This is a genomic window from Streptomyces bugieae, from assembly GCF_036352915.1.
Taxonomy (GTDB): domain Bacteria; phylum Actinomycetota; class Actinomycetes; order Streptomycetales; family Streptomycetaceae; genus Streptomyces; species Streptomyces endophytica.
Genome location: NZ_JAZBJP010000005.1, coordinates 1 through 11,943, shown reverse-complemented (window position 1 = coordinate 11,943; position 11,943 = coordinate 1). Strand labels below are relative to the sequence as shown.

The window sequence follows — 11,943 nt, the reverse complement described above, 5'->3', positions numbered from 1 at the left end:
AAAAGGGTCCCGGATACGGCACACTTTTAGACTGACCAGTCAGACCAAAAGGGGAGGGGTTGTGAACACCACCCGCAAGGGGGCGGCGGTCCACGCCACGGGGATAGGAGTGCGGGGCCCGCGCGGCTGGGCCTTCCGCGGCGTCGACATCACCGCCGAGCCGGGCTCGCTGATCGCCGTCGAGGGCCCGTCGGGCTCCGGGCGCACCTGCCTGCTGCTCGCCCTGACCGGCCGGATGCGGATCACCGAGGGCTCGGCCACGGTCGCCGGCTTCCCGCTGCCCAAGCGGATGGGTACGGTCCGCGGCCGTACCGCACTCGCCCACGTCCCGGGCGTCGCCGAACTGGAACCGGCCCTCACCGTCGGCGAACACCTCAAGGAACAGGCCCTGTTGGGCCGTCGTCTCACCAACTCACCGGGCGGGCTGCTGCCCTGGGGCAAGCGCCACAAGGAGGCCGCCCGGGCCCGGATCGACGCCGCGCTGGCGGCCGCCGGACTCGACCCCGACACCCTCGCCAAGGGCCTGCGGACCACCGTCCGCGACCTGGAACGGCTGGAGGCGCTGCGGCTGTCGATCGCGCTGGCGGTCATGCACGACCCGCATCTGCTCGCCGTCGACGACGTCGACCTCAAGCTGTCGCCGGCCGAACGCGCCCTGGCCTGGCAGCTGTTGCGGGACCTCGCACTGGCCGGCACCACCGTCGTGGCGGCCGGCAGCGACGCCCCGGCGGACGCGCTGATCGTCCGCACCACACCCGCGGGCACCGCGCGGCCCGCGGACCCCGCCCCGGCCCAGGACGGCCCGGGCACCACCCCCCACACCACCGAGGAGGAAGCGGCGCATGCGTTCGCCGAAGCTGGCCGCGCTTGAGCTCAGGCGTTTCGGCCGGGGGAAGCTGCCCCGGCTCGGGCTGGTCGCCCTGATGCTGATCCCCCTGCTGTACGGGGCGCTCTACCTCTGCTCCTTCTGGGACCCCTACGCCCGCCTGGACAAGATCCCGGTGGCGCTGGTCAACGACGACCGGGGCGCCACCGCCGGCGGCAAGAAGATCGCCGCCGGCGACGAACTGGCGAAGAACGTCAAGGACAGCAAGACCTTCGACTGGGAGGAGGTCAGCGCCGAGGACGCCGCGAAGGGCGTCGAGGACGGCACGTACTACCTCTCCCTGACCGTCCCGTCGGACTTCAGCAAGCGGATCGCCTCCAGCTCCGGCGACGACCCGCAGACCGGGGCCCTCCAGGTCCGGACGAACGACGCCAACAACTACATCGTCGGCTCGATCTCCAAGACCGTCTTCTCCGAGATCCGCGCGAAGACCTCGGCGACGTCGACCCGCGGCATGCTCGACAAGATCTTCGTGTCCTTCTCCGACCTGCACGACAAGACGGCCGAGGCCGCCGACGGCGCCGGGAAGGTCGACGACGGCGTCGGCACGGCGAAGGAGAAGACCGGCGAACTGGCCGACGGGCTGGGCAAGCTGGACCAGGGCTCCGGCGCGGTCAGCAAGGGCGCCGGCCAGGTCAGCGACGGCACGACGAAGGCCGCTTCCAAGGCCCGGCAGCTCAGCCAGGGCGCCGGTCAGGTCGCGGACGGCACCCAGCAGCTCGCCGACAAGGTGCAGGGCATCGCCAAGAAGGACCTGCCCTACCTCAGGGCGCACGGCAAGGAGATCGGCGAGAAGGCGCAGACGGTCGCCGACCTCACCCAGCGGCTCGACGAGGACCTCAGCAAGCTTCCGGGGGACTCGGCCCGGGCCGCCGGCCAGGCGCGCAAGAACGCCGACGACGCGGCGGAGCTGTACCGCGAGCGCTGCGGCGTCGTCGCCACCGACCCCGACTGCCCCAAGCTGAAGGCCATCGCGGACGGCACCGCCGTCGCGGCCGACGCGGCGGAAAAGGTCAACGACACCATCGGCCGCACCGACTTCGGGCAGCTGCACACCAAGCTCCGTGATCTGCACCGGGTCGCCGTGACGGTGGCCGACCAGGCACCGGGCATCGCCGACCGCGCGGACGCCGCGATCGAGAAGATCAACGCGCTCAACTCCGGTGCCCACAAGGTCTCCCAGGGCGCGGGGCTGCTCGCGGACGGCATCAACACCCTCGCCGACGGCGCCGGGAAGGTCGCCGACGGCGCCGGCAAGGTCCACAGCGGGCTCGGCACCGCCAAGGACGGCGCCGAGAAGCTCACCGGCGGCCTGTTCAAGCTGAAGGACGGCACGAACGAGCTGGCCGACGGGCTGCACAGCGGCGTCAGCAAGATCCCCGACTACGACAAGAAGGACCGCGACGCCCGCACCGAGGTGATGGCCGACCCGGTCGCGCTGGCCGCCAAGTCGCTGCACAAGGCGCCCAATTACGGCACCGGCCTCGCGCCGTACTTCATCCCGCTGTCCCTCTGGGTCGGCGCGATGGTCGCGTACATGCTGCTGCAGCCGCTGGGCAAGCGCGCGCTGGCCGCGGGCGCCCCGGGCTGGCGGATCGCGCTCGGCTCCTGGCTGCCGGCCTTCGCCGTCGGCGTCGTCCAGGTGCTGGCCCTGATGGCCGTGCTCCACTGGGGACTCGGCCTCCAGATGGCCCGCTCGGCCGCCACCATCGGCTTCCTGGTGCTGGCCACGGCCGCGTTCACGGCCATCATCCAGCTGCTGAGCGCCTTCTTCGGCCCGGCCGGCCGGGTGCTGACCCTGGTCGTGCTGATGCTCCAGCTGACCTCGGCGGGCGGCACCTACCCGGTGCAGACCAGCCCCGGCTTCTTCGCCGCCCTGCACCCCTTCCTGCCGATGAGCTACGTCGTCGACGGGCTGCGCCGGCTGATCACCGGCGGCGACCTCGCCGTCGTGTGGCAGGGCAGTGTGGTCCTCGCGGCCTTCACCCTCGGCGCCCTGGCCCTCACCGCCCTCGCGGCGCGCAGCCGCCAGGTCGTACGGATGAAGGACCTGCACCCGGAGCTCAGCCTGTAGGAACAGCCCTCCGATCGACGGGTGCGGTGCCGGTCCTCCGGCACCGCACCCGCGCGTTCCGGCCGGTGCGGCCCCGCGTCAGGCCGGCAGGTGCGTCGGCGCGAACATCCGCAGCCGGGCCGGCAGGACGACGACCGAGGGGCCCGGGGCGGCGAGCGCCGCGGCCAGGTCGGCGCCGAGCCGTCCGGGGTCGGTACGGACCGCGGGAACGCCGAACGACTCGGCCAGGGCGACGAAGTCCGGGCGGCTCAGTTCGGTGCCGGTGGCCTCGCCGAAGGCGTCCGTCATGTACTCGCGCAGGATGCCGTAGCCGCCGTCGTCGACGATCAGCCAGGTCACCGGCAGGCCGTACTGGCGCGCGGTGGCCAGCTCGGCGATCGAGTACATGGCGCCGCCGTCCCCCGACACCGCCAGGACCGGCCGCTCCGGATCGGCGACGGCCACCCCCAGCGCCGCCGGGAAGCCGTACCCCAGACCGCCGGCGCCCTGCGCGGAATGCAGTGCGTTGGTGCGCCGCGGATCGAAGGCGGACCAGGCCCAGTAGGCCAGGATCGTCATGTCCCAGCAGCTGACCGCCTCTTCGGGCAGCGCCTCCCGCACGGCGGCCAGCACCTGCTGCTCCAGACCGAGGTCCTGGGCGGCGAGCCGGTCCCGTACCCGGGCGAGCACACCGGCCACCGCGGCCTCCGGAGACCCGGCCGCCCCGGGCGCGGGCGGCACGACGGCCTCCGCCCCGGCCGCGGCGCCGGCCGTCTCCTCGACCAGCGCGGCCAGTGCCTGCCGGGCGTCCGCGTGGATGCCCAGCGCGGCGTGGTTGGACTCCAGCTTGCCGAGGTCCGCCTCGATCTGGACGACCCGGCCGCGCGGGCGGAACGTGTGGTAATTCGAGGAGAGTTCGCCCAGCCCCGACCCGACGACCAGCAGGGTGTCGGCGTCCTCCAGGAAGTCGGTGGTGTGCCGGTCCTCCAGCCAGGACCGCAGGGAGAGCGGGTGCTCCCACGGGAACGCGCCCTTGCCGCCGAACGTCGTGGCCACCGGCGCCCGCAGCCGCTCGGCCAGCGCCAGCAGCTCCGCCTCGGCCCCGGCCCGTACGACCCCGCCGCCGGCCAGGATCACCGGGCGGCGGGCCGCGGTCAGCCGCCCGGCGGCCGCACGGATCAGCTCCGGCCGGGGCGCCGGCACCCGCGGGGTCACGGCGAGCCCGGCCACCGGCGGCACGTCGACCGGCGCCAGCAGCACGTCCTGCGGGATCTCCAGCCACACCGGGCCGTGCGGCGCGCTCAGCGCCGACTCCCAGGCGGCGGCCACCGCCGACGGGATCTGCGAGGCGGTGCGGACGGTGTGGACCGACTTCACCACATCGCGGAACGCGGCACTCTGGTCGGTGAGTTCGTGCAGATAACCGTGGCGGCCGCCGCCGATCCCGGCCAGCGGGACCTGGCTGCCGATGGCCAGGACGGCGGCGGAAGCGGCCGCCGCCTCCTGCAGCGCGGGCAGCGTCATCAGCGCGCCGGGCCCGGTGGAGACCAGCAGCGGCGCGACCCCGTGCGTCGCCCGGGCGTAGGCGTCGGCGGCGAAGCCCGCGTTGTTCTCCACCCGCAGCCCCACGTACCGCAGCGCGGACCGGCGCAGCGCGTCGAACACCCCGAGCGCGTGCTGGCCCGGCAGCCCGAAGACGGTGTCCGCGCCGAGTGCCGCCAGCGACTCGACGACCAGGTCGCCGCCGGTGCGCGGGGGGTCCGTCGGCGACGGGGTGGGGGCGGGTGCGGTGGTGCTCATCGGCGGGTGACTCTCCGTTTGTCTCGGGGCCGGCTCGTCGTGTGTCGCGGCGTCTGCTGGGGGTGGTCGCGTCGTCGGGTCAAGCGTCGGACGGGCTGGCCTGCAGCCGTGCCCGCCACACCGCGAGCACCGCCGCGTCCGTGGGCCGGGTCGCCAAGCTGACCGCCACATAGGCCACGAGGGAGGCGAGCAGGCCGTAGTAGACGGGCTCGTTGGCGAGGATGCCGTAGCCCGCCATCAGGCCGATGACCGCGAGGCCGCCGACCGACACCGAGGCCAGCGCGCCCTGCACCGTGCCGCGCTTCCACAGCAGACCGCCGAGGATCGGGACCAGGAGCCCGCCGACGAGCAGGTTGTAGGCCACCGTCAGGGCCTCGACGACGTCGTTCAGCGCGATGGCCGTGCCGATCACCGCGAGGCCCATGAGGAGGATGAAGGCGCGGTTGCCCCTGACCTCGTCGTGCTCCTCGCCGGCGGGCCGCACGGCACCCCGCAGCCGCGACCAGATGTCGTTGTTGGCCACGGTCGCGCAGGCGATCAGCGCGCCGGACGACGTCGACATCACCGCGGCCAGCGCGGCCGCGAGCACCAACCCCCGCACTCCGACGGGGAGTTCGTCCTTGACGATGGTCGCGAAGGCGTCGTCCGGGCTGCCCAGCTTCGGGTACAGCACCTTGGCCGCCGTACCGATCACGGCACCGGCGAGGGCGTACGCGAGACAGTAGGTGCCGGCGACCGTGCCGCCCCACTTCGCCGTCCGGTCGCTGCGGGCCGTGAAGACGCGCTGCCAGATGTCCTGCCCGATGAGCATGCCGAACGTGTAGATCAGCACGTAGGTGAAGATCGTCTCGCCGCCGATGCCCAGCGGGTCGAAGTACGAGGTCGGGAGCTTGGCCTTCATCTCGGCGAAGCCGCCCGCCTTGACCACCGCGATGGGCAGGAGCAGGAGCAGCACGCCGATCGTCTTGACCACGAACTGCACCATGTCGGTGAGCGTGATCGACCACATGCCGCCGAGCGTCGAGTACGCGACGACGATCGAGCCGCCGAGGATGATCGCGACGGTGCGGTTCAGGTCGAAGAGGACGTCGAAGATCGTGGCGTACGCGATGGTCGAGGTGACGGCCAGCATGAGGGTGTACGCCCACATGACGACGCCGGAGATCACCCCGGCCCGGCCGCCGTAGCGCAGGTCCAGCATCTCGGAGACGGTGTAGACCTTCAGGCGGGCGATCCGCGCGGAGAAGAAGACCGACAGGGCGAGCAGCCCGAGGCCGATGGTGAAGACCATCCAGGCACCGGAGAGGCCGTACTGGTAGCCGAGGCCGACGCCCCCGATCGTGGACGCGCCGCCGAGCACGATCGCGGCCATGGTGCCGGAGTACATCGCGGGCCCGAGGCGGCGCCCGGCCACCAGGAACTCGCTCTTCGACTTGGCGCGGCGCATGCCCCACCAGCCCATGGCGAGCATTCCGGCCAGATAGAGCACGATCACCGCATAGTCGACAGCCATGGGCCATCCCTTCCAGCTACGCCGAGGGGAGAGGGGGTGTGGGGAGGAGACACGGGGAGGGGGAGAGAGGCGGGCACGCACGGGGGAAGAGCGGCCCGCCTCCCGGGGACTCGGCCTCGGGACCGCCTCGAAGGCTCGCCGTCCCGCGGACTCGTCTCGGGGGTTGACCCTAGGAGGCGGCGCGGCGACGCTGAAGTGTACGTTTCCTCCACCCATCGGCCGCTCCTGTGGAGGGTCCGCACATGCCGCCTCCTGTTCCGCCTCCGTCCGCCCAGGCGCCGCACCCGCCGTCCGGCCCGCCGGTGACCACCGCGCCGTCGACGCCGCCGGTGCCGCTGGCCGGTCTCCTCGCCCGGGCGGATCTCGGGCTGCGCCAGCTCGCGGGGCCGCGGGAGGGCGTCACCCTCCACTGGGTGCACACCTCCGAGATGGCCGACCCGGTGCCGTACCTCCTGGGCGGCGAGCTGCTGCTGACGGCGGGCGTGCACCTGGCGGAGGTGACCGCCGGGGCCGCGGGCGCGGACCCGGAAGCGGCCCTGGCCTCGTACCTCGACGGGTACGCGGCCCGCACGGTCGCGGCCGGCGCCGCCGCACTCGGCTTCGGGATCGCGCCGGTGCACGAGGCGGTGCCGCCCGCACTGGTGGAGGCCTGCGACCGGCACGGCCTGCCGCTGGTGGAGGTGCCGGCCGGCACCCCGTTCACGGCCGTGGAGAGCGCCGTGTGGCAGGCCGTCACCAAGGCCCGCCACCGGGAGCTGACCCGGATCGGCGAGGCGCAGCGCGCGCTGGCCGCGGCCGCCGCCCGGCCGGATCCGGCACGCGCCGTGCTGCGCGCGCTGGCCCGCCACGTCCACGGCTGGACGGCGCTGCTCGGCGCGGACGGCACGGAACACGGCTCGGCCGGGCCCCGCCCCACCGACCGGGTACGCACCGCGGCCGGCCGGCTCGCGCAGGTCGTCGGGGGCGGCGTCGCCGGGGGCGGCAGCGTCGGGAGCGGCGACGTGGCCGGGCCCGGGGGCCGGGAGGCCGGGGTCGGGACGGGGACGCACTCCGGGGCCGGTGCCGGGGGCGGGGCGCGGGCCGCGGCCAGTACTGGAGGCGGGGCGCGGGCCACGGCCGGGGGGCCGTCCTCCGCCACCGACACGCTCCCGGGGACCCAGCTGTCCGCGTACGCCCTGACGGGACGCGCCGCCGGGCAGGAGGCGTATGCGCTGGTGGTCGCCGCGGACCCGGACGATCCACCCGCACACACCATCGCGGGCGTCGCCGCGGTGCTGCTGTCGCTGATCACCGGCCCGGCCGCGGCCCGCGGTGCGGCCGACACCGGGCACTCCGCCGCCCTGGCCCATCTGCTCCTGGGTGCCCGGCCGGCCGAGGTCGCTCCGCTGCTCGGCGCGCCCCGCTGGACCGTGGTGCACGCCGAGCGCCGCGGAGAAACCGCCGCACCGGAGGCGGACGCGGCCGCGCTGGCCGCCGCGCTGGGCACCGCTCTCGTGACACCGGAACCGGCGTCGTCCGGGCGACGGCTCCGGGCCCTGGTCCCGGCCGACCGGGAGATCGGCGCACAGCCCGGCTGGACCCTCGGCGTCAGCGCCCCGGTCCCGGTCGAGGAGCTGCCCGCCGCCGACCGGCACGCCGCCACCGCACTGCGCCGCGCCCTCGCCCACCGCTCCGCCCTTGTCCGCCGCCCCTCCCCCGACCGGCCCGGACTCGCCGCCCTCGTCGACCCCGACGACGCCCACCGGCACGCCCGGGCCCTGCTCGCGCCGCTCGCCGCCTCCCCCGCACTCGTCACCACGCTGCACACCTGGCTCTCCCTGCACGGAAGTTGGGACCGCACGGCGACCGCGCTGGCCATCCACCGCAACACCGTCCGCCAGCGCATCGCCCGTATCGCCACGCTCCTCGACACCGACCTGGACGACACCGACGTCCGCATGGAGCTGTGGTTCGCCCTCCGCTGCCTCGACCGCGCCGGAACGGAGGCTGTCGGCGGCAGCCGTCCGGGCCCGTCGGTGACAGCGTTGTGACAGTCAACTCCTTGAATGCATAAGGGAGTCCAGGACTAAACTTTGCGCCACGTTGTCCTGCAACCTGTCGATGAGCGTGGGGAACGGGGGGCACAGATGGCCGGAGAGGGACTACAGGCGGACATCCCGTCGCTGAAGTCAGGGGGACGGGACTTCACCAACGTCGGGCAGCGCTACCAGTCCGCCGTGGAGAAGCTCAAGAACACGCTGACCGGCCTGGAGGGCCAGGACACCCCGCCGTGGGGCGACGACGACATCGGCGAGAAGTTCGGCGTCGTCTACGAGGGCCTGCGCGACGGCATGTACGAGTCGATGGGCCATCTGGCCGCCAAGCTCCAGGAAATCGGCGGCGCGCTGAACACCATGGCCGACAACCACCAGGCCGACGAGGACTTCAACGATTCGCTGATGAAGCAGCACGTCGCCAACGCCGAGGCGCAGAGCCAGCTGATCAGCAACTTCAAGGCACCGCAGACCTAGCGCCGCAGACCTGGGGGCTCTCCGCGGGGGTGTCCCTCCAGGCCCGACCGACCGCCGGGCCACCCACTGCCTTCGCCGCTTTCGCTCCTCCCGCCCCTCCCGCCCCTCCCGCTCCTTTCCTGAACGCGCCGTCACCGCTTGACCGCTTCCACGTACGGGGGATTGCCGCCATGTCGCTCATGCTGCCGGACTGGCTGGAGTGGGTCCTTGAGATGCTCGGCTTCGACTGGCCGACGGGCGACGAGGACAAGATGAACGAGTCCGCCAGCGCCTGGCGGGAGTTCGCCAACGCCGTCGAGCAGTTGCAGTCCGAGGGCGTCACCGCCGCCGGCAACGTCCTCTCGGCGAACTCCGGCGACAGCATCGACGGCTTCAGCAAGACCTGGGAGAAGTTCTCCGGCAACGGCTCGGGCTACCTCGACGACGCGCGCACGGCGGCCGAGCTGATCGCCTTCGCGATGGACGCGGGGTCGGTGGTGATCGTCGGGATGAAAGTCGCGGTGATCGCCCAATTGGCGATCCTGGCGGCAGAGATCATCGCGGCACAAGCGGCGGCACCGTTCACGCTCGGCCTGTCGGAGATCGGCGCGGCGGGCGCCACACAAGCGACCAGATTGATCGTCCGGCGCATCCTCAAGGAAGCGCGGGAGGCGCTGGTCGAGGCGATCATGGAGACGATCAAGGAGCCCGCCGTCTCCGCGCTGGAGGCCATGATCTCCGACGCCATCGCCCAGGGCATGAACATGAACTTCGGGGCCCAGCAGGGCTTCGACGTCGGCCGCAGCCTCAAGACAGGCGCGGACGCGGGTATCGAGGCGGCCAAGAACTCCGGCCAGACCTTCACGGAGTCGCTGCGCGACGGCGCAGGCGCCCGCGCGGGCCACCACGCCCGCGGCGGCCTGGACCACGCCGCCGGGCGCGGCGGGGACCACGAGAGCGGCGGCGAACACGGAAGCGGAGACGGCGGAAGCAGCGGAGACGGCGGGAGCAGCGGGAACAGCGGGAGCAGCGGGAGCAGCGGCAGCGGATCGGGGTCGTCCAACGAGTCGGCGGGCTCCGGGCACGGGTCTGAGTCCGGGTCCGGGTCCGGGTCCGGGTCCGGGTCCGGGTCCGGGGCCGGGTCCGGGGCCGGAGGCGGAACGGGTTCGAGTACGGGTTCAGGGACGGGGAGCGGCTCGGGGTCGGGATCGGGGTCGGGATCGGGGTCGGGGGGTGGCTCCGGTGACTCCAACTCCGGTTCCGGTAGCGGCAATTCGGGCCCCTCGCACAGCGACACGGGCCGTGGGTCCGACTCCGGCTCGGGGTCGGGGTCGGGGGCGGGGTCGAACTCCGGGTCGGGATCCGGTTCGGGATCGGACTCCGGGTCCCGGCCCGCGCCGGATTCCGGGGCCGGTTCGAGCAACGGCCCGGCCACCAGCCCCGACAGCTCCGCACGCCCGGACGGCGACCACCCGACCCCCCGGGCCCAACCGCTGCCGCCCCCGGACCAGCGCACTGCCTTCGACGAGGGCTATACGGGCGGCAACGACCACAACCCGTACGGGAGTTCCCCCACACCGACACCGGACAGCAGCCCCGCACCGGGCGCCGGACACATCCCCGACGCGGGGGACGCGGCCCGCCCGCACCCGGACCCGGCCGGTACGCAGCCCACGCCGGGCCCGTCCCCCCACCCGGACGCGGCACCGCCCCACGACGCGGGACCAGCACCGCACTCCACGCCAACGCCGGACGCGGGACCAGCACCGCACTCCACACCGACACCCGACGCGGGACCGTCGTCGCCCCACTCCACACCGAGCCCCGACTCCGGACCGTCGCCGCACTCCGCACCAACGCCCGACTCCGGCACGTCGTCCCACCCGGGCCCGACCCCGGCGCCGGCCCCGGACCACGCGCCCCCGGGGCAACCGGCCGCCGCCTCCCACGACGCCCCCACCTCCGCCCCCCACAACGGCGACGGCGGCGGCACCCCTTCGCACGACGGGGACGGCAGCAACTCCGGTGCGGGCGGCGGACGTCCGAGCACCCCGCACGTGAGCGTGCCCTCGCAGGGCGGGGCGGTACCGCACGCGGCGTCCGCCGGGCCGTCGCCCACCGGTCACCGGGACCCGACCCCCGGCGACCCCGCGCCGCACGGCCGTGACGACGACACCACCGTCACCACCCAGTCCGCCGACACCCTGACCGCCCCGCCGCCCACCCCGGCGGCCGATCCCGGCGGCCACTCGCCCACCGCGCCCCAGCAGTCACCGAAGGGCGGCCCGCAGTCGCCGGGACCGGTGGTCGGCATGCCCACCGCCATGCCCCCGCAGGCCGGGCCGACGACACCGAACGCGGCTCCGAACGCGGCTCCGCACACCGCCACACCGAGCGGGACCGCCACCCCGACGTCGAACACCGCACCCCCGCGCGGCGCCAACCCGCCCGCGGGGAGCCCCGGGAACACCCCGCCCAACCGCCGCCCCGACGGCACCCAGCCGGTCCACGACATCACCCAGCAGCGCCGTCCGGACCGCCCCGCCCACGACCCCCGGCTCGACGGGCCGCGCCGCCCGGACGACCCGCGTACGCCCTCCGGCGGGCGCCCCGACCCGCGTCAGCAGCGCCCGGCCCCGGCCCAGCCGCGCCCCGACTCGACCCGTCCGGACACCACCAGGCCCGACACCACCCGCCCGGACACCACCAGGCCCGACACCACCCGCCCGGACACCACCCGGCCCGACACCACCCGCCCGGACCCCCGGCGCCCCGAACCGCAGCCGACCCGTACCGACGCGCCCCCGAACGGCCACGACACCCCGAACGACCGCACCGGCCAACAGCACCCGAACAGTCACAACGGGCCGGGCAACCAGCCGGGCAACCAGCCAACCACCAACCACCCCGACACCAACCATCCCGACACCGGCCACCCCACCACCCCCGACAACACCCCGCACGACCAGAACACCCACCCCCACACCGACACCGGCACCCCCACCGACCACGGCACCCCCACCGACCAGGCCGACCACGACCACCCCCGGCACGAGCCCCCCAACGATCCCCCCGCCGCCTCCGACACCCGTAACCGCGAGCGCCCCGGCGGGCTGGACGGCCCCACCGACGAGCACCAGCAGCACGTCGAGAACGCCATCCCCAAGGACGACGACGGCCGACCCCAACCCCACCCCGACCC

Annotated in this window: 7 protein-coding genes; 5 read left to right on the top strand and 2 right to left on the bottom strand. The window is 74.2% G+C overall.

Annotated elements, in window-relative coordinates:
- Window positions 1–61: 61 nt before the first annotated feature.
- On the top strand, window positions 62–871 hold the full coding sequence (locus tag V2J85_RS13170) for an ATP-binding cassette domain-containing protein (protein WP_261951331.1): 810 nt from the start codon (window positions 62–64) through the stop codon (window positions 869–871).
- Window positions 843–2,960: a YhgE/Pip domain-containing protein gene (locus tag V2J85_RS13165; protein ID WP_330821680.1), complete on the top strand. Its 2,118-nt coding sequence runs from the start codon at window positions 843–845 to the stop codon at window positions 2,958–2,960. The genes V2J85_RS13170 and V2J85_RS13165 overlap by 29 nt, the downstream gene beginning before the upstream one ends.
- A 78-nt stretch (window positions 2,961–3,038) precedes the next feature.
- Here V2J85_RS13165 and V2J85_RS13160 read toward each other — a convergent pair whose 3' ends face one another.
- Together V2J85_RS13160 and V2J85_RS13155 are read right to left on the bottom strand one after the other, a co-directional pair.
- Window positions 3,039–4,739, bottom strand: coding sequence for a thiamine pyrophosphate-binding protein (locus V2J85_RS13160; RefSeq protein WP_261951329.1), 1,701 nt, complete (start codon window positions 4,737–4,739; stop codon window positions 3,039–3,041).
- A gap of 79 nt (window positions 4,740–4,818) precedes the next feature.
- On the bottom strand, window positions 4,819–6,252 hold the full coding sequence (locus V2J85_RS13155; protein WP_261951328.1) for a sodium:solute symporter family protein: 1,434 nt from the start codon (window positions 6,250–6,252) through the stop codon (window positions 4,819–4,821).
- Window positions 6,253–6,494: 242 nt separating this feature from the next.
- Between V2J85_RS13155 and V2J85_RS13150 the strand changes: the two genes are divergently transcribed.
- From V2J85_RS13150 to V2J85_RS13140, 3 genes are all read left to right on the top strand, one after another.
- Window positions 6,495–8,282, top strand: a complete 1,788-nt coding sequence (locus V2J85_RS13150) for a PucR family transcriptional regulator (RefSeq protein ID WP_330821679.1) — start codon at window positions 6,495–6,497, stop codon at window positions 8,280–8,282.
- 96 nt (window positions 8,283–8,378) lie between these two features.
- On the top strand, window positions 8,379–8,762 hold the full coding sequence (locus V2J85_RS13145) for a WXG100 family type VII secretion target (protein WP_261951326.1): 384 nt from the start codon (window positions 8,379–8,381) through the stop codon (window positions 8,760–8,762).
- Between the two features lie 170 nt (window positions 8,763–8,932).
- On the top strand, window positions 8,933–11,943 hold a 3,011-nt coding region (locus tag V2J85_RS13140), incomplete at its 3' end, for a WXG100-like domain-containing protein (RefSeq protein WP_474064961.1).